Annotated in this window: 19 protein-coding genes and 1 pseudogene; 3 read left to right on the forward strand and 17 right to left on the reverse strand. The window is 61.4% G+C overall.

Annotated features, from left to right (window positions below; translation table 11 throughout):
* Positions 1 to 21: 21 nt before the first annotated feature.
* Both IEY38_RS13870 and IEY38_RS13875 read right to left on the reverse strand, forming a co-directional pair.
* Positions 22 to 3,066: an FAD-binding and (Fe-S)-binding domain-containing protein gene (locus IEY38_RS13870; RefSeq protein WP_188978700.1), complete on the reverse strand. Its 3,045-nt coding sequence runs from the start codon at positions 3,064 to 3,066 to the stop codon at positions 22 to 24.
* A gap of 42 nt (positions 3,067 to 3,108) precedes the next feature.
* Positions 3,109 to 4,887 carry an L-lactate permease gene (locus IEY38_RS13875; protein ID WP_188978717.1) on the reverse strand — a complete coding sequence of 593 codons (1,779 nt, stop codon included), beginning with the start codon at positions 4,885 to 4,887 and terminating at the stop codon, positions 3,109 to 3,111.
* A gap of 668 nt (positions 4,888 to 5,555) precedes the next feature.
* Here IEY38_RS13875 and IEY38_RS13880 point away from each other — a divergent pair.
* Positions 5,556 to 6,296: a ThuA domain-containing protein gene (locus IEY38_RS13880; protein ID WP_188978719.1), complete on the forward strand. Its 741-nt coding sequence runs from the start codon at positions 5,556 to 5,558 to the stop codon at positions 6,294 to 6,296.
* Positions 6,297 to 6,342: 46 nt separating this feature from the next.
* Here IEY38_RS13880 and IEY38_RS13885 read toward each other — a convergent pair whose 3' ends face one another.
* Together IEY38_RS13885 and IEY38_RS13890 are read right to left on the reverse strand one after the other, a co-directional pair.
* The gene (locus IEY38_RS13885) at positions 6,343 to 6,945 is read right to left on the reverse strand and encodes a hypothetical protein (protein ID WP_229775317.1); all 603 of its coding nucleotides are present in this window, start codon (positions 6,943 to 6,945) and stop codon (positions 6,343 to 6,345) included.
* 217 nt (positions 6,946 to 7,162) lie between these two features.
* Positions 7,163 to 7,741, reverse strand: a complete 579-nt coding sequence (locus tag IEY38_RS13890) for an NAD(P)/FAD-dependent oxidoreductase (RefSeq protein ID WP_188978721.1) — start codon at positions 7,739 to 7,741, stop codon at positions 7,163 to 7,165.
* 111 nt (positions 7,742 to 7,852) lie between these two features.
* Between IEY38_RS13890 and IEY38_RS13895 the strand changes: the two genes are divergently transcribed.
* Complete coding sequence (locus IEY38_RS13895; protein ID WP_188978722.1) at positions 7,853 to 8,893, forward strand: zinc-dependent alcohol dehydrogenase family protein; 1,041 nt, start codon at positions 7,853 to 7,855, stop codon at positions 8,891 to 8,893.
* Positions 8,894 to 9,351: 458 nt separating this feature from the next.
* On the opposite strand, the gene IEY38_RS13900 is transcribed toward IEY38_RS13895, so the two are convergent.
* The 12 genes and pseudogenes from IEY38_RS13900 to IEY38_RS13950 form a co-directional block, all read right to left on the reverse strand.
* Complete coding sequence (locus IEY38_RS13900; RefSeq protein WP_188978723.1) at positions 9,352 to 10,557, reverse strand: ABC transporter substrate-binding protein; 1,206 nt, start codon at positions 10,555 to 10,557, stop codon at positions 9,352 to 9,354.
* 136 nt (positions 10,558 to 10,693) lie between these two features.
* Entirely contained in the window at positions 10,694 to 11,626 is a 933-nt protein-coding gene (locus IEY38_RS13905) for an ABC transporter ATP-binding protein (RefSeq protein ID WP_188978724.1), read from the reverse strand.
* A complete protein-coding gene (locus IEY38_RS13910) occupies positions 11,626 to 12,741 on the reverse strand; it encodes a FecCD family ABC transporter permease (RefSeq protein WP_188978725.1) in 1,116 nt (371 codons plus the stop codon). The genes IEY38_RS13905 and IEY38_RS13910 overlap by 1 nt, the downstream gene beginning before the upstream one ends.
* The gene (locus IEY38_RS13915; protein ID WP_188978726.1) at positions 12,741 to 13,721 is read right to left on the reverse strand and encodes an FAD-dependent oxidoreductase; all 981 of its coding nucleotides are present in this window, start codon (positions 13,719 to 13,721) and stop codon (positions 12,741 to 12,743) included. The genes IEY38_RS13910 and IEY38_RS13915 overlap by 1 nt, the downstream gene beginning before the upstream one ends.
* A gap of 231 nt (positions 13,722 to 13,952) precedes the next feature.
* Positions 13,953 to 14,126 (reverse strand): annotated as a pseudogene (locus IEY38_RS13920) (type II toxin-antitoxin system VapC family toxin); the annotation flags it as partial.
* The gene (locus IEY38_RS21285) at positions 14,104 to 14,304 is read right to left on the reverse strand and encodes a DUF7557 family protein (protein ID WP_229775318.1); all 201 of its coding nucleotides are present in this window, start codon (positions 14,302 to 14,304) and stop codon (positions 14,104 to 14,106) included. The pseudogene IEY38_RS13920 and the gene IEY38_RS21285, both read right to left, overlap by 23 nt.
* Before the next feature lie 115 nt (positions 14,305 to 14,419).
* On the reverse strand, positions 14,420 to 15,880 hold the full coding sequence (locus IEY38_RS13925) for a carotenoid oxygenase family protein (protein ID WP_188978734.1): 1,461 nt from the start codon (positions 15,878 to 15,880) through the stop codon (positions 14,420 to 14,422).
* 53 nt (positions 15,881 to 15,933) lie between these two features.
* The gene (locus IEY38_RS13930; protein ID WP_170098856.1) at positions 15,934 to 16,923 is read right to left on the reverse strand and encodes a DMT family transporter; all 990 of its coding nucleotides are present in this window, start codon (positions 16,921 to 16,923) and stop codon (positions 15,934 to 15,936) included.
* A gap of 306 nt (positions 16,924 to 17,229) precedes the next feature.
* Positions 17,230 to 17,499: a DUF7571 family protein gene (locus IEY38_RS13935; protein ID WP_058991563.1), complete on the reverse strand. Its 270-nt coding sequence runs from the start codon at positions 17,497 to 17,499 to the stop codon at positions 17,230 to 17,232.
* 126 nt (positions 17,500 to 17,625) lie between these two features.
* Positions 17,626 to 18,243 (reverse strand): class I SAM-dependent methyltransferase, encoded by a 618-nt coding sequence (locus IEY38_RS13940; protein WP_188978736.1) that lies wholly within the window; start codon positions 18,241 to 18,243, stop codon positions 17,626 to 17,628.
* A 142-nt stretch (positions 18,244 to 18,385) separates the two neighbouring features.
* Entirely contained in the window at positions 18,386 to 18,664 is a 279-nt protein-coding gene (locus IEY38_RS13945; RefSeq protein WP_229775319.1) for an SHOCT domain-containing protein, read from the reverse strand.
* A gap of 151 nt (positions 18,665 to 18,815) precedes the next feature.
* A complete protein-coding gene (locus IEY38_RS13950) occupies positions 18,816 to 19,250 on the reverse strand; it encodes a pyridoxamine 5'-phosphate oxidase family protein (RefSeq protein WP_188978738.1) in 435 nt (144 codons plus the stop codon).
* A 102-nt stretch (positions 19,251 to 19,352) separates the two neighbouring features.
* Here IEY38_RS13950 and IEY38_RS13955 point away from each other — a divergent pair, with 102 nt between their 5' ends.
* Entirely contained in the window at positions 19,353 to 21,188 is a 1,836-nt protein-coding gene (locus tag IEY38_RS13955; RefSeq protein WP_188978740.1) for a bacteriohemerythrin, read from the forward strand.
* Between the two features lie 60 nt (positions 21,189 to 21,248).
* On the opposite strand, the gene IEY38_RS13960 is transcribed toward IEY38_RS13955, so the two are convergent.
* A complete protein-coding gene (locus IEY38_RS13960) occupies positions 21,249 to 21,722 on the reverse strand; it encodes a hypothetical protein (protein ID WP_188978741.1) in 474 nt (157 codons plus the stop codon).
* Positions 21,723 to 21,801: the final 79 nt, after the last annotated feature.

The following is a 21,801-nucleotide window of genomic DNA, read 5'->3' on the forward strand; positions in this document are numbered from 1 at the left end:
GGGAGGTGTCGCCGGACCCGGTTACCGTATCGCCGCCGCGACCATCTCGATGGGATGTGGCGGCTCCACGTCACTGTCGCCGAAGTCGTCAATCTGGGACCGGCAGGACGCGCCGGGCGCGACGACTTGCTCGGCGGGCGAGTCATCTATCTGTCCCAGCAGGAGGTCCGCGATGCCCTCGCTCATCGAGTAGTGTTCGGCCTCGTAGCCGAAACTCCCGGCCATGCCACAACAGCCCGAATCGAGCGGGTCGACTTCGTAGCCGGCCCGACGGAGGACGCCGACGGCGTGGTGATCCTTCTTCGTCGCCTTCTGGTGACAGTGGCCGTGGTACGCCAGCGAGTCGCCTGGCTCGTCGAAGGCGATCGTCTCTCCCAGCCGGTACGTGTCGAGGTACTCGCAGACGCCGTACGTGTTTTCCGCGACGGTATCGACATCGTCGCCGGAGAGCAGGTCCCGGTAGTCGACCTGGTACATCACCGCGTCCGAGGGTTCGATGGTGACCACATCCCAGCCGTCGCGGATTCGCGGTGCGAGCGCGTCCACGTTCGCCTGAGCTGTCTCACGAGCGTGGTTTAGCATACTCTTCGAGAACGCGGGACGGCCGCTGTCTGTCACATCGTCGGGCACGACGACGTGGACGCCCCCCGCCTCCAGCACTTCTACAGCCGCTTTCCCGACATCGGGGTGGCTGTAATTCGTGTACGGGTCAGCGAGCAAGAGCACCTTCCGGTCAGCTTTGCTCGCCGCGACCATTGCGCCGCCGCGGTCAGCCCACCAGTCCCGGAACGTGGTCCGGTGGAAGCCGGGTAGCGTCCGTTCTTCCGTGATGCCGACCGTTTTCTCCATGAGCAGTCCCGACCCCGGCAGGTCCATCAGCCAGTTCGATACCGGGGCGAACGTGCTCCCGAGGGAGAGCACGGTCTCGACGTTAGCGAACAGTCGGTCCCGCAACGAGATGCCCTCGCGCTGGTGGTGTTCGTGGACCACCTCGGCCTTGAGCTTCGCCATGTCGACGCCGCTCGGGCAGTCCTTTTTACAGCCTTTGCAACCGATGCAGAGGTCAAGGACTTCCGTGACGAACTCCTCCTCAAAGGGATCATCCGGGAGATCACCGTCCATCGCCGACCGGAGCATGTTGGCCCGGCCGCGAGTGCTCGTGATTTCCTCTTCGGCCGCGCGGTAGGTCGGACACATGACGCCGCCAGTCGTTTCCTGGTGGCCGGTACAGCCCGCACAGCCGTGACAGAGTTCGACCATCCCCTGGAACCCGTTCTCGTTGTCCCAGTCGAGTGTCGGTTCGAAGCCAGCGTTGAATTCGTATTCCGGGTCGTACCGGAGGCTCTCGGCCGGGTCGTGCTCGCCACAGATGTTCCCCGGGTTCAGCCGCCAGTCGGGGTCGAACGCCGACTTCAGGTCGCGGAACGTCTCCCAGAGGTCGTCGCCGTAGAGCTTGCGGTTCCACTGGGTTCGGGCACGCCCGTCGCCGTGTTCGCCCGACACGGACCCGTCGTACTGGACGACGAGATCCGTGATAGCGTCGGAGATGGTTTCCATCGTCTCGATGCCGTCCCCGGATTTCAGGTTCAACAGCGGTCTGATATGCAGGACGCCGGGGCCGGCGTGGGCGTAGTAGGAGGCGAAGGTGTCGTGCTCGTCGAACAACTCCCGGATGTCGGCGATGTACTCCGGGAGGTTCTCAGCCGGGATAGCCGTGTCTTCGACGAACGGCCAGTGCTTGTCGTCGCCCGTCCGCGACAGGAGTATCGGCAGCCCGGCCTTGCGCATCTTCCAGAACTTCGCCTGCCGGTCTGCGTCGTAAGCCTCCAGCGCGTCGACGGCGTGGACGGGGGCATCAGTGATCGACGCCGCCCCCTCGCTTGGGGACTCTCTGGCGTCGTATCCTGGGAGTCGGTCGGCGAGCAGATCGGCGACCTTCTGAGCGCCCTCCTCGGCCGATTCGGCATAGAACTCGACGAGGAGCGTCGAGTCCGTCTCCTCGGGAAGCATGCCGACGACGTCGGCGAACTCCGGTGTCTCCGTAGCGAGATCAAGGAGCACGTCGTCCATAACCTCGACGGCCGAGGGGTCGTGGTCGAGAATCGGGGCCACGTCCCGCATCGCCGAGATGATGTCGTCGTAGGTCAGCATGGCGACAGCCGTGGCCTCGGGAACAGGTTCGAGCGAAACCGTCGCCTCCGTCACGACGGCCAACGTTCCCTCGCTCCCGGCGAGCAGGCGTGCGAGGTTGACTTCGCCGCGCTCCCTGGCGGTATCGACCAGTTCGTCCAGATTGTACCCGGAGACGTTGCGTTTGAGCTCCGGATATTTGTCGTCAATCTCCGCGGCATCTGCTGAGAGGATTTTCGAGACTTCGGCGTAGATCCGAGTTTCGAGGTCGGCGTCGGGGCCGGCCTCGGCCGCTCGTGCTTCGAGATCATCAACGTCTACCCAGCCGAATGTCGTCCGGGTTCCGTCCGCGAGGACGACCTCACACTCCTCGATATAGGCGTCTGTTTTCCCGTATTTCAGCGAGTGTGCACCGGTCGTATTGTTCCCGATTGCACCGCCGAGAACGCTCTTGTCGCCCCAGGCCGGGTCCGGCGCGAACTTCAGCCCGTGAGGTTCGAGCCGGTCGTTGAGGCGAGCAATGGTGATGCCAGCTTGGGCGCGGGCCTGCCTGGCCTCGGGGTCGACCGACAGCGCCTGGTCCATGTGCCGTTTGAAATCGAGGACGACCGCCTCGTTGACGGCTTGTCCGGCGAGGCTAGTCCCGCCACCCCGTGGGAGGACTGGAATGCCCTCCTCGGCGCAGTACTCCATCACCGCGACCACGTCCTCGGTCGAGACCGGAGAAACGACGCCGATCGGGAGTTGCTCGTACGCGCTCGCGTCGGTAGCAAACAGCTCACGGGTGTACGTGTCGAAGCGTACATCACCGTCTACACGGCGCTCCAGAGCCGCCACGAGATCTGGCCGATTGATGTTGTCGCCCTGATAGTCGTAGTTCGCGTTCGGGTCTGTCGCCGGGTCACGTTGCTCGGGGAGTCGGGAATCGTATGCCATGAATGGGAAGTGGGTAGAGGGTAGGTGGGAAGGTGAGTCGGGTTAGAAGGCGCCCGGGGCCACGACGAAGGCCAGGACAAGCGTCAGTATACCCGTGAACACACCGTAGTACAGCACCGGAATCAGTTCGAGACGGATGACGCGTCCCTCCTCGCCGATGAGGCCGACCACCGTGAGGGCGGCGACCACGTTGTGAATGGCGATGAGGTTGCCGATTGCGCCACCGACCGCCTGTGCGGCAACGACAATCTGGGTCGGGGCACCGATCTGCTGGGCGGCCTGGAACTGGAACAGGCCGAACAGGATATCGCTGACCGTGTTCGAACCGGCGATGAAGGCACCGAACGCGCCGATGAAGCCCGAGAAGAACGGGAACATCTGGCCGGTCCCACTCGCCGTGATCTCTGACAGCAAGCCGAGCATTCCGGAGTTGATCGGCGCGGCCTCCAGCACGACGGTACTGCCGGTCCGTTGCATGATCATGACCGTCGCGACAGCGAACCACAGCGCCACGACAGCCGGCGCAATGTTTCGGAGCGCCTCGCTCCACGAGGCCTTGATTTCGTCGGTGGACATCCCGTGGAGCGCGTAGGTAATCACGGCCACGAGGACGAAGAGACTCCCGGGGAGGTAGAACAACTCGACGCCCTCCGAGAACGGCGTGCCGAGGATGTTGTTCCACAGGAGAACGCCGTTCGTCGAGAGGAACTCCTGAATCGGACTGACAACGCGGGTCACGACGAGCAACGCGGCGACGAGGAGGTACGGCAGCCAGGCCATACCCAGCGACATATCCTGCGAGTGTGAGTCTTCAAACGTTGCCGTGCCACCGTCAGCTGCGACCGTTCCTTCCCGGCTGCTGCCCGATGTGGTGCCGACACCCTCTCCGGGCTCGATACTGCCGATCCAGTGGTCCGGCCACTGGGCCTGCGGGCCGAAGTCCCATTCCTCGTCGGGGAGGAAGTAACCGGCCCGTAGCGTGGTCGTGACCACGAGTAGCCCGACCATCGCACCCAGCAGTGCCGGGAACGTCGGACCGAGGAAGTACGCAGTCGCGACGTATGGGATTGCGAAGGAAGCCCACGCGAAGAGGCACAGCGGCAGGACTTCGAGCGCCGGCTTGATGGACCGCTCTTCGCCGAAGAAACGCGTCATCATCGCCACGCCGATGAACGGGATGGCGATGCCGACGATAGCATGGATGAGCGCCGCCCACAGACCAATCTGGGCGACGTACGCACCGACGCTCTCAAAGCCACCCTGTTGCAGCACCTGCTGTGAGGCGCCCGTACCCTCTGCGAACACCACGTCACGCAGCCCGATGATCAGCGGTGTTCCGACCGCCCCGAAGGTGATAGCGAGGATGTTCCCCGTGAGGGCGACGACAACAGCGGCAAGTGGCGGGAAGCCCAGGCCGACCAGCAGCGGGCCGACGATGGCCGCAGGCGTCCCGAAGCCGGCCGCGCCCTCGATGAACGATCCCATGAGGAACACGAGCAGAATGACCTGCACACGCCGGTCGTCGCTGATCGACGAGAACCCTGCGTTGATGACCTCGAACGCGCCGGACTGTTTCAGCGTGTACAGCAGGAGTATCGCCCCGAAGACGATGACAAGGATTCTGGTCGCTGTCAGCGCACCGCGTATCGATGCGGCGGCGATCAGCCGAGGGGACATCTGCCAACCGATGAAGGCGGCGATAGCCGCCACCGCCCACGCGATGGGCATCGTCCGTGTCGCGGGCTGGTACAGCCCGACCATCAGCACCGCGATGGTCGCAAGCGGCAGCAGTGCCATAAGCACCAGTGTGTGCTCAGACATCGGGACTCACCTCTGAGGTCCTGTCCGGACAGGTCGCACTTTCACCGATGATCCGCTCCGGGAAACGGTGTCGTGCTCTCATTTCGTAACCACCTCGGTACGTGGCTCTATCGCTCGAAACCATCCGATACGGCGGTTTCTGGTAGGGTGCATCAGTCACGTCGTCTGGCAGGGAGTATTTATACCTATCTACCGTTTACATTATAGTCTGTACAGAATTTTGCCGGAACGGGAGCGAGAAGCGTTGATACAACAAAAATCAGGGGTTATTTTGTACGAACTAACGGAACGGGATACAGTCGTGTGTAACCGGTATAGCAGTTCTTTACGCGGCGATTTCACTCGACTGTACTCCCACTGAAGAGGGTTACAGTCGTCTGTATTCCACAGTGTCAGGGCAGTATTCACGGTCCTGTGGATACGGCTGGATATCGGGGCGTATCGGCGTTCAGCGTTGCGGCTGTCATAGCCACTGTATAGCGACGCTGGCGCGCGGTGACGAACCGGACACTCAGCGCTGCGCTCTACAAACCGGCATCTGCGGTGAATAATACTGCTGTGGAGAGTTCCCGTCGACCAGCCCGCGAATACGGGAACGAGTCGCGTCCGCTCGTCGTACGGATTGCCGCTTGGCGAACGCCGTTACGGCGGAAGTTGAAACCACGAGTATGACACGCGTCACAGTCTGGAACGAATACGTCCACGAGCAGGAACACGAAGCGGTGGCAGACCTGTATCCCGACGGGATTCACGGCGCGATCGCCTCGGCACTGGAGGAGCGCGGCTTCGACACGGAAACCGCGACGCTTCAGGAGCCCGAACACGGCCTCACTGAAGAGGTACTGGCAGAAACTGACGTTCTGACTTGGTGGGGCCACGCCGCCCACGATCAGGTCGCCGACGAGGTGGTCGCCCGGGTGAAAGACCGGGTCCTCGACGGGATGGGGCTTATTGTCCTCCATTCGGGCCATTACTCGAAGATTTTCCGCGAATTGATGGGGACGACCTGCAGTCTGAAATGGCGCGAAGCCGCCGAAACCGAGCGGTTGTGGGTCGTCGAACCAGGCCATCCCATCGCCGATGGTATCGACGAGTACATCGAACTCCTGGAGACCGAGATGTACGGCGAGCGCTTCGACATCCCCGCACCGGACACGCTCGTGTTCAACTCTTGGTTCGAGGGCGGCGAGGTGTTCCGGTCAGGGTGTTGCTACCGCCGCGGAGCGGGCCGAATATTCTATTTCCGCCCGGGCCACGAGACCTATCCGATTTACCACAACGACGCGGTCCAGCAGGTCCTCGCCAATGCCTGTGAGTGGGCCGCTGCTGGGGACGGTCCGGAGCCATCGTTTGGCAACGCCGACCCGATTGAGGATATTGACGAAAGCGACGAGCGGTCGGTCCACTGATTTCGGCGTGGTGGTTTAGCGGCATCGTACTTAACCGAGTTGGGTTTTACATTCTATTACAACGAATACGCACTGCCATGGACCCTACACAGTCACTGTGGGAACACGGGCTGTGTCTTGTGCCGCCGTCGTTCACCGTTTCCCAGATGGTCAACATCGAGCTGTACCCCAGTACGGAGTGTTGATTCGAGACGATCGACCAACGGATCGAGCGACGTTTCGACCGGCGACAACACCCGCCACCGGTGCGTTCCGATTCGAAGACGACACCGTCCCCGATGTAGTCGGTGACGATAGCAGGTACTGCACAACACCGGTCGATGTGTGCGTGATACGTATATACAGTTCTGGCGGCCGATCGCCGGTCAAGAACCTGGTATTCCCGCGTCCCGGAACAGCGGTGCTCGTCGAGACACTCGTTACAGCGTTCTTCGTCGAGAAACACCTCATCGAGCGCAGAGATGGCGTCAGCGGGACCGTCTACGTGGTCGATACGCCACATAGCGTTTTCGGTCACGGTACACATGCCGTTCCGGAGTCGTAGCGTCGGGTACTCGTGAAACAGGTCCATTACCGGGTCGGCCCCCGCAGTGAACCGGAGGGTGAACGCGAACTCCTTCACAGAGAACAGATTCGGCTGTGATGCCATAGTGAATCAGACGATAATACAGTCAGCCGGCTTTCGAACGCCGAAACGGTCACAGTGACGGGAAAAGGGCACTGACGCTGCGAGTTACGTACCTGCTTAGCATCGACCGGCCAGAACGCTCCAACAGCGGACCCAGCCTGTACTCGCCACTCAGTGGCCAGTAAAACCGTGTTTAGTGGTTAGCAATGGGATAGGCGCTTCCAGAGCCGGTTCGGGTCTACTCCTCGGGACCGAACAGCGCATCCGCGTCGGCGGGCGTATCGAAGTCGTGGAAGTGCTCCCCTTTCTCCTTCGTGAGAATGTTCAGGGCCGCCGCCGCGCCGTCGCCGGCGGAGATGACGGCCTGCCACTCCTCGGCTCGGACCATCCCACCCGTCGCGTAGGCGTGGTCGACACTCGTCTCCATCGTCACATCCACGTCAACGACATTTTCATCAGTCATGTCACAGCCCAGTGTCTCAGCGAGGTCACGGTTAGCCCCAGTCGCGAGGATGAGATAGGAGGCTTTGTACGTGTCATCCTCGGTTACAACCTCGAACCCGCCGTCGGTTTGCTCCACGTCGGTCACTTCTGTGCCCTGTTTTCGGTCGACGCCGAAGCTATCCACCTGCGACCGGGCTGTCTCCATGAACGCGGACCCATCCTGAGAGCCGACCCCGAGATAGTTGAACAGGTGAGCTTTGTGCATCCAGGTCCCATCAGTGTCGAAGACTGTCGTTTCCAGCCCGTTTTTCTGTGCAAACAGTGCCGCGCTCAGGCCGGCGGGGCCGCCCCCGACGATGAGAACGTCCGTCATGTTTCTGCAATTATGTTCCATCGCTGGTAATTGTTTCCATCCAATAAAACGTTCAGTCGGATGTGGCAAAGGCATGAGAACGGTTTTGCACAGCCGCCCCGAAGCGATCGTATGCGCGCAGCCATCTATCGCGGCCCCGGTGAGATCACCGTCGAAGAGGTCCCGCGGCCGGAAATCGAATCGCCCACCGACGCGATCGTACGCGTGACCCACACCGCCGTCTGTGGCTCTGATCTGTGGTTCTATCGCGGCCAGAGCGACCGGGAGGAGGGGTCCCGCGTCGGCCACGAACCGATGGGTATCGTCGAGGAAGTCGGCGACGACGTGCGCTCAGTCGAGCCCGGCGACCGGGTGTTCGCCCCGTTCGTCATCAGCTGTGGCCGGTGTGAGTTCTGCCGGAAAGGACTGCACACGTCCTGTGTCAACGGCGATTCCTGGGGCGGCGACAACGGCGGCGGCCAAGGCGAGTACGTCCGAGCAACGGAAGCCGACGGCACACTCGTCCGCGTTCCTGACCGTCACGCCAACGACGAGGATACGCTCGAAGCGATTCTCCCGCTGACAGACGTGATGGGAACCGGCCACCACGCAGCGGTGAGTGCCGGTGTCAGTGAAGGCGACACCTGTATTGTTGTCGGCGATGGTGCCGTCGGACTGTGTGGCGTGCTCGCGGCCCGCCGTCTTGGGGCGGAACGCATTATCGCAATGGGACATCACGAGGACCGTCTCGAACTCGCGGAGTCGTTTGGTGCGACAGAGACCATCGCCGCTCGCGGCCAAGAGGCCGTGGACGCCGCAGACGACCTGACGAACGGCGGTGCAAACCACGTTCTGGAATGTGTCGGTGCGGCCTCGGCGATGGAGACCGCTATCGACGTCTGCCGGCCGGGCGGGACTGTCGGCTACGTCGGTGTCCCGCATGGCGTCGACGACTCCGGACTGGACGTGTTCTCGCTGTTCGGCGACAACATCGCGCTCAACGGCGGCGTCGCACCGGTTCGCGCCTACGCCGACGACCTGCTGAACGACGTGTTGCAGGGGACACTCGACCCGTCACCGATATTCACGAAAACCGTCGACCTCGACGGCGTACCCGAGGGCTATCGGGCGATGGACGAGCGCGAAGCGATCAAAGTTCTCGTCAAACTGTAGTCGGTCTGCGCTAGCTGTCACCCACGCAAACCGCGAAAGAACTCGCTATACGTTATGCGACCGGTGCTGAAGCAATCTGTACGGACCAAGCGCTGGAGCGTTCAGTGCGCCGTCCTGTGGAGAGCCAGTTATAATCCACAGGTGCTGCTATACTAGCTTTCCGCACGACCGACAACGAGGACGGTCAGCCGACGGGTCGTACGCTAGCGCAACGTCGTTGCAGTGACGGCAATATCGGTCGGAGCCAGTGGTGTAAGAGTGCGTGTTCCCTTCGTGTACTAACATATGTGAGTTGATGTCACGGTGGTATAAATTCTTTCTGGACAAACAGACCACTATACCCTTATATACCATATATACGAGCAATGACTGCTATAGTATTAGATCGTTCATCCAGATATAGAGCTTGATATCTCAATACTGCTACGTAACCTATTGTGAGAGTGGGCAGACAGTGGTTAGATTTCTCCGTTGACGATGTCTGCGACGCGCTGGCGGTCGAACAGTTGTTCCTCGGACGGAATCTCAGGATACGGCCCCTCAGTGTAGGTCGGCCACTCGCCGAACTGGTCGGGATACAGTTGCTTTGCGGTCATCTCCAGTTGGAAGAGATGGAGGATCGGTCCCTGGTACCTCGCTCCCTGTGGGTAGATCCGGTCGTTCTGTACGGCTGTGATTTCTGATCCAACTGGGTCGGATTTGAACGCCTCCCGTCGCTCCGGAAGGCTTGTACTCGGTTCGAACCCACCGAGGTGCAGGATTACGTCCGGATCAGCCGCAAGTAGCGTCTCGAAGTCGACGACAGAGTTCGTTTCGACCGACCCCTCGAAGGCGTCCCGTGCGCCGAATGGGCGAGTATGCGCGGTCAGGAACCCGGGGTTGTCGAGTGTGTACGCATAGATCTCGTCTATGTCAGCCGCGGCGAGCATCACTGTCGACGGGCGCTCCGACTCGGGCGGCAGATTCGCGTCGATGGTCGAGCGCATTTCGTCGTGGATAGCCGCGAGCGCCTCGTAGCGAGCCTGTTCCTGAAACGCTTCGGCGACGAGTTCGAACTGTTCCCAGAGGGTGTAGTACTCGTAGTCCGTCCATCCGGACGGCGGTTCGGCGTGTCGGTCACTCAATGAGTTGCCGAACCAGGGCGAGACGTTGGTAGCGATCTCCGCGAAGTCCTCCCGACCCCAGTTGTCCTGTTTGGCGATCCAGGCCGGGTCAGCGAGATGGATATCGCTATCCAGTTCGTACAGTTTCTCCTTGCTTGGTTCCCACGAGGAATAGAGCCCGGTCCAGTCCAGCGACACCCCCGGCAGCCGTTCGACGAACTGATTCCACAGCCCACTGTAATAGTCCGGTGCGTGCATTGCCGTGACAGTGTCCCCGCGACCCAGGGCGAACGCCATGTCTGCGTGGTGTGTGAGTCGCGTGAAGACAGTCTCCGGTGGCGAGTCGAAGGTCACCGCTCCCATCGGCGACATCGACACGGAGTACGAACCGTTCCCAGTGGGTGTGTCTGTCCCCGACCCGGACTCCGTCCGTCTGGCCCCGGCTTCCCCCTCAGCGTCACTGGTGCATCCCGCAAGTAGCCCAGCGCTGAGAACCGTTCCCCCGTACTTGACGTACTCTCTCCGCGTCGGTGACTCGCTGTCAGTGGTGTCGTCAGCCATTATTTTAGGCTAGCCTAAAAATTGTATAGATGTTCCGGTTCACCGACCCGGAACAAGCCAGTATCAAGCGCTGAATCGGGCGTCTGTATCAAGAGTTCGTGGGGCAGAGCGCGATTTCGCGGTGGTCTTACGGCCCCTATTCGGCCACGACTTCCTCGGCGCGGTCCGGTTCGGCAGTATCGTCACCAGTAGTGTGTTCATCGCCGTCGTGGCGGGCACGGATTGGGTTCACACGTGGTCCGTGTGGCGTGGCCGAGACCTCCGCCTCGATTTCGAAAACGTCCGCAAGGAGTTGCTCCGTCACGACAGCTTCGGGTGGTCCCCGAGCCTGTATCTCGCCGTCTTTGAGTGCGACCATCCGGTCGGCGAGGCGGGCCGCCTGCTCGATGTCGTGCAGGACGACCACGATGGTAATCTCGCTCTCATCGCGGAGCGTTTCGATTATCTCCATCACCTCAAGCTGGTGGTGCAGGTCAAGGAACGTCGTCGGTTCATCGAGCAACAGCACGTCGGTGTCCTGTGCGAGAACCATAGCGATCCAGGCGAGCTGTTTCTGGCCGCCACTGAGGCTACCGACTTCACGTTCACGGAGATGTCCACAGCCGGCCAGGTCAATCGCCCGTTCGACGGCTGCCTCGTCTTCCTCGGTGACGCTGTCGAAGAACCCCCGGTGTGGGTACCGACCGTGATACACCAGATCCTCGACCGAGATACTGTTTGGTGACGTACTCTCCTGAGAGAGCAGGCCGAGCTTTCGAGCGATCGCTTTAGTCTCTAACGTCTGGATGTCTTGCCCGTCCAGCAGTACCGATCCCGCGTCCGGTTCGAGCTGATTGGCGAGGCCTTTCAGCAGCGTGCTCTTGCCCGACCCGTTCGGGCCGACGAGTGCAGTTACGGCCCCGGGTTCGGCGGTGATCGATTCACCGTCGATGACCGGGTCATCCGTCCCCGAGTACGAAAGCACCACATCGTCGCCGACCAGCGGCCGGTCCCGGCGACCGGACTGGGACCCAGCAGCGGTGTCGTTGGCCGTAGCGATACCATCCGAGTTAGTGTTGTTCTGTGACATTAGATCTCACCCATCTGTTCCTGTCGCCGCATCAGGTAGAGGAAGTACGGGCCACCGACGACGCCGGTGACGACGCCGACCGGAACCTGCGCGGGATTCAGGGCCAGCCGTGCACCAACGTCCGCGACGACCATCAGCGCCGGACCGACGAACATGCAGCCGATGAGGAGTCGGCGGTAGTCGCTCCCGACGATGAGGCGAACGATATGGGGAACCACGAGGCCGAAGAACCCGATGATCCCCGCAACGGAGATCGCCGTGCTGGCCGCCAAAATGGCGACCGCGGACAGCATGAACCGGACCCGCTCGACGCTCATCCCGAGCGAGCTCGCGGTCTCTTCGCCGAGCAGGAGGAGGTTCAGTTGTCGTGCACCGGCCAGCGCGAGTAGCGTCGCCGCAAGCGTCGGGATGATAGCGATGCGGAACTCCTCCCAGCCGACGCCCGTGAGCGACCCGGTAATCCAGGCCAGTGCTGACTGGACAACGCCCAGATCGTCGGCGAAGAAGAACAGTCCCCGCTGGAGGGAAGTAAACACCATGTTGACGATGACACCGGCCAGGACCAGTCTAACCGGACTCGTGCCTCCCTTCCACGCGATCATATACACAAGCAGGAACGCGATGGAGCCACCGACCGCAGCAAACAGCGGGAGGAACGGGGCGAGACTGCTGAACAGAACGAGAGTCAGCAGTACGGCCAGTCCCGCCCCGGAACTCACGCCCAGCACGAACGGACTCGCCAGTTCGTTTCGCGTCACAGCCTGGAATATCGCCCCGGAGACGGCGAGACATATCCCTGCAAGTACGGCGACGATTACCCGCGGCATCCGGATGTTCCAGACGATAAGCGTCCGTTTCGGCAGTTCGGGAAGCTCGGTCCCGAGGAAGAACGACTGCCATGCCTGCACACTGAACCACACTTTCGGATCGAACACGGCCTGCCACGCCTCGAGGATCGTCATCGAGTACGCTCCGAAGCTCACCTGAAGCAGACCAGCTCCGAAGGCGACGGCAACGCTCGCGACACAGAGCCCGAACAGGGACCCGTCGAGAGTCCCGAGCCAGGATCTAGCCCACGACCACGCATCGGTAGCTCCCCGTGTCTCGCTGGCCATTACTCGCTCACCTCCGCGCGTCCGTCGCTCGCGCCGAGGTAGTCCCGGATCGTTGCGTCGTCCATCGCATCGAGGACGGCGGTCTGATCGAGCCCCGAAACGACCGCTACAGGGTCTAGGTAGCCCGCCAGCGCTTCCTGGCCTATTTCGGTCCGGTCGGCTTTTTCCCCGGGCGTGATATACGACGAGCGCCGTTCGTCGATGACCGCCTCACGGACCCGCTGGAACCGATCCGAGTCCGGCTCGACGGGCGCGTCCTCAGCGTACCGGTCGTCGAAATATTCGACCCAGGTTGCTCGTTCAGTCCATTCATCGTCTAGCTCGGCCTCGCGACGGACCCAGTCCACGCCGTCAGCGACAGCCTCCCACCACCCGTCGTCAATTCTCGCGTCCGCAATCACCCGACGTGCGACTCGTGCGCCCCGGCCGGCCGCAATAATCGCTTGCATATCCGCCGCTTCGGACGGTGACGCAACGTAGAGACCCGGAACCGGTGTCGTGCCGTCCACGTCGGCATACTCGCGGTCGAAGGTTTCGCGTTCCTCGCCGTCGTGTTCGTCCGTCTCGAACATCGCCGCATCGTCGTCCAGACCCCGCATATACTCGCCGTCGTAGCGGGTCGCGGCGATAACGCGGCGAGTTGTGGCCGTCTCCCCATCCTGCGTCTCGACGACGAAGCCTTCCCCATCGGCAGTCCTGTCGAGCGATTCGACCAGTTCGGGGACGACGGTACAGCCGGCGGTTTCGGCGTGGGCCTGAATACGGTCGTACAGCGTCTCGATGTCGATTCCGGCCGGGAAACCGAGGTAGTTTTCGAGGTAGGCACAGCGTTTGAGCGACGAGCGGCCGCGGTCGTAGATGGCCGTATCGAGGTCCGCTCTGGCCGTGAACACACCCGCCGCACAACCGGCCGGACCGCCGCCAACGATGATGACATCACGGTCGAACGTCGTCCCCGTTCGGTTCCCCACTGCCACCATACTCACGACGCTCCGTTCAGTGTCCGTGACACCGATAGCAGGTGTGACGGTTCAGTGGTGTCCATCGAGTCGTTCAACATACTATTTAGGCCAGCCTAAATAGATAAAGCGTTTTCGAAGTTTAGGCAGACCGAACATCGTGTAAGTAGTTCGCTATTTCTGTCAGAACGGCACCGATTGCTCGGGCGAGTTTGGAAAGTGAAGACGCGTATCAAGAAGCGTTCCGACAGGTCAGTTACGAAGATTCGTGACTTCCATCACAGTCTGAAGAATGTCAGTCTCAAAGTCACTATCCGCGACAACAAGTTCGTCACCTGTTGAGCGAGCGGTGGCCGCGATGAGCATATCGGCTGTTGCCAGTCGCTCTCCATCTGTCAGAAGTTCATCTTGGAGACGAGCGGCCTTCTCGTACGATCTCCATTGCTTCCTCGGCTTCTTCGTCTGACAGTGTCCCTGGAGACATCCCGTCGCCAGTCGATGCCACGATTCGGAGTAAGAACTCGTCCCACGTTTCGTCATCTCGTTTCGCTTCGTCCAGTCTGTCTTTCGTATCAGTGTCGATGGGAATGGACGTTCGACTCATATGAATTTCTAATGAATTTCTCGGACATCAGTGTTTGCACTGCCCGTTCCTGCCCACGAATAGGGTTATTTCTCGAACGGCGATCTGACAGCAGGGGCGGAGCTAAATTACGGACTCAGTTACCGGCCGCCGCTCGAAGCTCGGGGAAGTATCGACCGTGGAAATCGAACGGAGCTGCGTGTGGGAGCGATGCGCTGGCGCGCTCCTCGAACGTCTGACCGTTGAGGACGAGTAGCCGAGACCGGTCGTCATCTGCGTCCAGCGCAACGACTACCACCACGCCGTCGTCCTCGGCGTCGCCGTCGGGTGCGGGGACAAACACCGGCTCACCGAAGTAGTCCCCGCCATCGTCGAATGTCTCGACAGCACCCGTGTCCGTGTCGAGTTTCAGAACGCGACGGGCCCACTCGGTGACTGGTGTGTCCATCCCCATCGCGTAGACGTAGCGGTGCGGGCGACACCACCGAGCCGGTGAGACAGTCGGGAGCGCGCTGCCGTCAGGGTACAGCATCTCGCGTGAGACCGTCACATCGGCATCGCCGTAGCGAGTTACACCGCTCTCGGTACCGAGGTCAAGGGTGAACCGCTCGATGCGGCCGACGATAGCGCCCATCTCGCCTGCACGGAGGTTGTCCAGATACAGCGAGTCGATGGTCGTCGCGTCTGGTACTGTTTCGAGGTCGAACACCAGTTCCCTGCCGCCGGCTCGTTCGAACGCGTTGACGTGGTGGAAGCCGAACACGGCGTCGATGACCGGTTCAGCGACGACGGTTCCAGTAGTGCGGTCCATGACGATGATTCGGGTCCCGCGGTCTGGTTCCCACTCGAATTGCTCGATGAAGGGTGCCTGTCGCCCGGGTTTAAGAAACCGTCGCGGGTCGAGTCGAAGCGGGAACTCGGTCAAGACGACGTACCGGGGCGTCAGCGCGAAACTGTGCATGTACGCCGGCTGGTCGGTGTCGACGCTCCCGACGTGTCGCCGGGTCCCATCGGGCGACATAGCACTGACGTGGTACTGGCTGGTCCGTCCGAACGCCGTGTCGACGTTGATGAGGACGCCGCTCGTCGGGTCACGTTTGAGATGGGCACAGGAGAGTTGCCCTGTCGGCACATCGTCGTCGTGTTCGAGGTGGCCCGTCGTTTCGAGTGTGTTCGGGTCGAAGCGTACCTTCCGGGGCGATTCGGTCAGGGCGAGGTACTCGCCACCGAACCGTTCGGCGATGATGTTCGTGTTGTCGTAGGGGTCAGTCAGGAACGTCGCCAGCCGCGAGCGAAGTGTCGTCTCGCCGGTCGCAAAGCCACCCTCGAACTCGCCACTCGTCGCCGCCTCGTACGCGTCCGTCCTGAGGAAGCGGTTCCGATAGTGTACGGCGTCACTGTCGGGGTCGAAAGTGAACCGGTACAGCATCGCGAAGCCGTCGAACCAGTGGTTGACACTGCTACCGTTCGGAAGGGAGAACGCGCCGGGTCCGTTCCGGATGAGACTGCCACGGAGCCAGTCCGGGAGGTCACCGGTCACGGAGATGGATGCCGCCGTCTCGTCGTGGAGCGAGTGGAACCCGGGATGTGAAGCCATACCGTTACAATGGGTGACAGGGGCTAAGCCCTGACGCCCATGCTATCAGGGCATCACTCGCGTGTCGTGTACGCGTTCCCGCTGACAACGACGCAGTCGTCCTGTGGCCCGTACGGTCGGTACGACGGCGAGTTTGTCCGGCGGCGGCGTAGCGACCGGAGCACGTCGGCTTTCACCCACGCGAAACCGACCACGATTACGGCGAAGCCGGCGATAGTCACCGGACCGAGTGTTTCACCGAGCAGGAGCCAGCCGCTGATAGCCGTCACTGCCGGGACCACGTAGGAAACCAGGCTGGTTTCAGCGGCCCCGACCGTGCTGATCAGGCGGAAGTAGAGGAGGAACCCGATTGCGCTGGCGACGATACCGAGATACGCGATTGCCGCGATCTGTTCGAGACCAACCGTGACGGTTCCGAGCTGCTCCGAGGGCAGCCCCGCACTGACAGCGTGCAGGATGCCCGCACCGAGTAGCGTCATCCAGGCCTGCAGGCTCACGAGCGGGAGCGAACTGGTGTAGCGTTCTGTCAGGACTGCGCCGACAGCGAAGGCGACAGCTGAACTGATGAGCAGGGCGACGCCGAGCAGTCGGCCGCCGACTGCTCCCGGTGTGGGGTTCGCGATGATAACCACGCCGATGAATCCACAGACAGTGCCGATGAGTTCGTGCGGTCGAGCCCTGTAGCTCGGTATCAGCGTCGATGCGAACGCCGGCGTCACAACCGGCGTGAGACTGAGCAGGATTGCGCCGAAGGAGCTCGGGACGTACTGCTGGCCGAGAAACAGGAGCGCGAAGTGTGCGCCGATGAGGACAGTGCCGCCGATGAGAATCAGCGACCAGTCATCGCGGGTCTGCGGGCGCAGTGACCGGCCGCGCCAGAGAGCATAGCCAAGCAGGACGACTGCAGCAATATCGTGTCGGACAGCTGCCAGCAGCACCGGCGGGACGCTTTCGAGACCAGTCTTGATCGCCACAAAGGAAAGTCCCCAGATGAGTGCAAGCGCAGCAAACAGCAAGCCAATATGTCGTGTCGAGCGTGTCATTCCAGTAGAGATCAACTATATGTGCTGGAGGAGTATGAAGCTTCTATCGCCACTGTGACGCACACGCACGGCCTCTACGGCCACGTCTGCCGTTCAAAAATTCCTGAAAACAGTGTGTGTCCGCGGTGCTATCGATGCCACTTGTGCCAAGACGTATTGTTCTCCTCGACTACATACCACGGAGTTCTCATTCGGTCGCCGAACAGTCTATCAGCTCACTGCCAATAGCGTCAAAAACGAGAATGATGCCCACGTCGGCAGCCCTGGGCGACTGCTCCCGGCCAGCATCCAAGTGTATGACCCGAGTCAGGTCGACATCGTGTCGAAATGCCAGCCCGGGTCGGTCCCGGTTTCGTCAATGTGCTCGGACCGGCACGCCGGACAGCAGTCAGGGACAGCAGTTTCAGACCGGGGAACGTACACCGCGCCGTCACACTCCACACAGGCGTCCGCGACGACTGTCACGCAGTCCGCACAGAGATTGAAGTCGTCGACTGTGAGGTCTCGCAGGGGTTCGAGTTGTTTGTCCAAGATGTACTCGTCGATAGCCGCCTGACAGTTTTGGCACAGTTGCATAGCGATCCAACTTGACCCATGATACCGTGACACAAATAGTTGCTGCCCGGTTATCGATTGTGAATGTACCGACGGCTAGCTGTTCGATGACGGCACCACCGAGAAGTGACAGAGACAGGTGGTGGGCTAGGGTGCGCGGAACACGCGAATGGTGTCCCGAGACGTGGGTTCGCGGATTAGCTGCGCGAACCCGAGTTCCGAGAACACCTGCTTCCAGTTGCGGTGATACAGCGGGAACTCGTCGTTGACGTAACTCACGTCTGTGTCTTCACGTCCGCGATCAGGGCTGTTGCCCTCGTTTTCAGCGATGACGAGGAGGTCGCTGGCGATACGGGCAATCTCTTCGAACACCCACGCGTCATCGGGGTGGATGTGCTGGAGCGTCTCGACCGAGTAGACGACATCGAAGGCGTCGTCTTCGAACTCGGTGACGATGTCTTCGAGGGCACCGGTGTGGAACGTCCCCGAATCCGCGAGCCGCGGGTAGTGCTCGGCCATCACGTCGAAGGATTCCTCATTGATGTCGATACCAGTGAGATTCCCGTATCCGTTAGTCTGCAGGTGTGCAAGATGGCGGCCCGAGCCACAGCCCAGTTCGATGATCCGGGCATCGTCGTGGACGTAGTGGTCGAGCACGTTGGCCAGCGTCTCACTTACCTCGTTCGGTCCGATCTCAGCGTAGTACGCCGGCGAGAACTTCCCGGAACGGGAGGCCCAGTCGTCGCGAACGTCGTCCGGGTCCATACCCACCGTACACCGTTGCAGAATAAATGCACCACGAAGTGCGTGCCGGACAATCGGTGAGCGCACGCGGGAAATCACAGTGTACAGTTCTGCAGGTGACGCTCCTCTCAGACTGTCAGCGGATAGAACTGCCAGTGTCGGGCTATGACTCGTACTGGAGCAATCGGTCAGCCCGCGTTTCAAGCTCCGTCTCGTCGATCTCGCCCGAGGCGTACTGTTGTTTGAGCGTCTCCAGCGAATCCGGCTCGGCGGTCGCCTCGCCCTGTAGCTGCACGTACAGCAACGCGCCGACCGCCACAACAGCGATGGTGAACGCTACGAGCAGTAGCCACCAGCCGCCGGGGGCCATGCCCATACCCGTTGCCCCACCGTGGGGCCCCATCGGTCCGTGCTGGAGTAGCGCAGTTGTTGGCGAAAGCATCTGGGACACCTCTGTTTGTAGATACGGCCCTCACGGCATAATTACGGTCGCTGGTTCCCGCAGACTGAGAACGCAAACCGACGAAAAGCAGCGAACACAGCGCTACAAGGGGTTCGATGGCTGCCACTGCTAGTGGCTTGCGACACCGGTTTCATCCGACTCGGAATTCACGTCCGTCCCAGTCGTCGATTCGAAGTTCGTACGGCGTCGTAGTCGATGTGTCGTCCCAGCTGACTGGGTTGGGGGCGAACTGTGTGTTGCTGGCCAGCGAGGCAAGGGCTGGCTCTACCTCGTCGTAGGTCGCCTCTACTAGCTCACCTGTGACTACCACGCTTCGCCAGACGGTTTTCGGTTCGGTCTCCTCGTACACCGTGAACCCGACGGTGCTGTCCGCCGTGAGATAGCGGTGTTTTTGACTGTCGTCACTCTCCGAGAGATGAAACGCCAGACTATCCGTCGCCGGGTCGTACCCGAACGCGACCGGGAACGGATACGGGGCCGCCCCCATGGGGCTGGACATCGCCAGCACACCGATTCCGTTGTCAGTAAGGACATCGACGACTGCTTCATCACTTAATTCTCGCATCTCGAATGCAATGTTAACTGGCAACTACTTGGAAAGCAGACCGTATTTTCATTCGGTGAGAATGTGAGAGTTGCTTTTCAAATAATGGGTAACAGAACAGGTATGGGCACAGATTCGACGGGGAAATTCGCCGAGTGGGATGACGAACGGTATAGCACAAATGTCGAGCGGTTCGATGAGCAGCACAAGCGCCTGTTCGGGCTGCTGAACGACCTCCATACGGCGATGAACGAGGGTCATTCCGAGGAAGAGGTCGGTGACATTCTCCGGGAACTCGAACGCTACACGGAGTACCATTTCGGTGACGAAGAAGAGTTCATGCAGAACTGTGGCTACGCTATGGACTGCAGCGATTGTTTCTACAACCACCGTGAAATGCACGAGGAGTTCGCTGGGAAAGTACAGGAACTCCGCGAAAAACACGAGAACGGGGAGTACGTCACGATGGAGGTCCTGACGGTCGCCCGGGACTGGCTCGATGCGCACATCGCCGCCGGCGACGAAGACCAGAACTACGCGGACTACTTCCAGACCGAGGTCAGCGACGACTACGAGTACGAACCTGGGCAACTCTATCAGGACCGCACGGCTTCGGACGACCCCGTCCCAGTTGACCGCCAGAGCGAAGCCGCCGGCGTGCGCCTCGACAGCGACATCTACGACGGGGGCTCGCTTTCGGTCCCGGACGGGTCAGTAGCGGCCTGGTTCGAAGACATCGTTGCGAACCACGGGGACCGGACCGCAGCGCTCGTCCGAGATGACGGCGAGTTCGTCGAACGGAGTTTCGAAGAACTGGCAGAGCGAGCGAAGGCAGTCGCGGGCGGGCTCCTCTCGACGGAACTGCGCCCCGGAGACCGACTGGCAATCAGGGCGCAGTCCCAGTACGAGTGGTCCGTCCTCGACCTGGCCTGTCACTTCGCCGGACTGGTCCCGGTCGCGCTTTACCCGTCTGCAAGCGACGACCGGGCAGCCCAGATTATCGAACGGACCGGCGCGACCGGCCTCGTGGCAGCGGGAGACGTAGCAGAAGACCTCGCGATGGCCGTCGAAATCGTGCTTGATTTCGAGGCCCTCCCGACTGCTGAGGCCAGAGTGCTCCCCGGCCTGCAAACTGACGGTGACGAGGTAGCGACAGTCGCGTTCGACGTGGCTTCCCCCGCAGAGAAGGCCGGCTGTGCACTGACACACCGAAATATGCTGGCGGCCGCAGAGAGTCTCCGGGAGGGACTTCCCACCGGCCCTGGGGCGACCGGGACGTGTTCGCTCCCGCTTGCGCATATCTATCAGCGCGTCTCGACGTACTATCTCTGGGCGACCGGGAGCGCCGTCGCCTACCTCGGAGCAGAGGAGTTTGTCGACCAACTCGCGGCTGTTAAGCCGGATGTGCTCGTCGGTGTCCCAAAGATGTACCAGCAGCTCTACGGGGAGATCCAGGACCGTCTCGGCGACATGGGCTGGATGAAACGGAAGGTTGGCGGTCGAGTGGCGTCCTACGGGGAGGGGATCGTCGAGGGACGGGGAACGCCGCTGAAATACAGAGCCGCCAATCGGCTCGTGTACAAGCCGCTGCGGCAGGAAATGGGGTTGTCAAACCTCACTTACGCGCTGTCTGGGACAGGACAGCTTGACGATCATCTGCTGTATTTCTTCCGGGGGCTGGGCGTTCCGATATGCGAGCTGTACGGCTCCGTCGGAACAACCGGTGTCGGCGCACTGAACCCGGCGGATTCCTACGTCGAGGAGTCCATCGGCGACCCGATGCCAGGTGTTGAGATCGCCGTCTCCGAAAACAGGGAACTACTGGTCCGCGGGCCGACCGTCCTTGGCGGGTTCCTCGACGACGACCGGACTGGCACACAGACGCTCCGGGACGACTGGTACCACACCGGCGAAGTCGGTGAGGTTGGCCCAGACGGCAAACTGTCGCTCGCCGAGTGAGCGCTGGCGGTAAGCAGACTCGATTGTCGCGTAATCAAACGGTATCGCGGCTAGGCCGAGTCAGACGAACCGAAACCCGAGTGCCACGAGCGGCACGAGAACGAGCAGATACGCAGCTGCCGAGATAGCCCAGTCGCGTCGGATATCCGGAATCCGGGCCGACGGCAGTCGGGATCGCGGGAGCACGACGAAGACGAAGAAACCGATCATCAGCGTGTACAGGACAACGGCAGCGAGGACCGCCGCGAGTATCGATGGCCCGCTCAGCAGCCCTTCGCTGGTGAAAAGTACCCAGACGAACAGCGGGCCAGTCAGCCAGCCGGCGATGTAGTGGACCACGCTCGCGAGCCGTCCGGGAGCGTTCTGCGGGGCACTGTCGGTCAATACACCGGAGGCAATGAACGGCGGTGTTTCGCCTTCCGGCAGTCTGGCCATCACCAGGTCCATCACAACCGTCGCGACGACACCGGCGGCGACGCCGATAACGAACCGGAGTGACACGGTAAGCGCCGTAACGAGGGGTACCAACTCCATGCAACACAGAGAGGGCGGGCTCGTATTCTGTCTGACGGTTCGAGTCAACAATGATACCGATCTGTTGGGTGAGAAAGGC

The organism is Haloarcula sebkhae (assembly GCF_014647415.1).
GTDB lineage: Archaea > Halobacteriota > Halobacteria > Halobacteriales > Haloarculaceae > Haloarcula > Haloarcula sebkhae.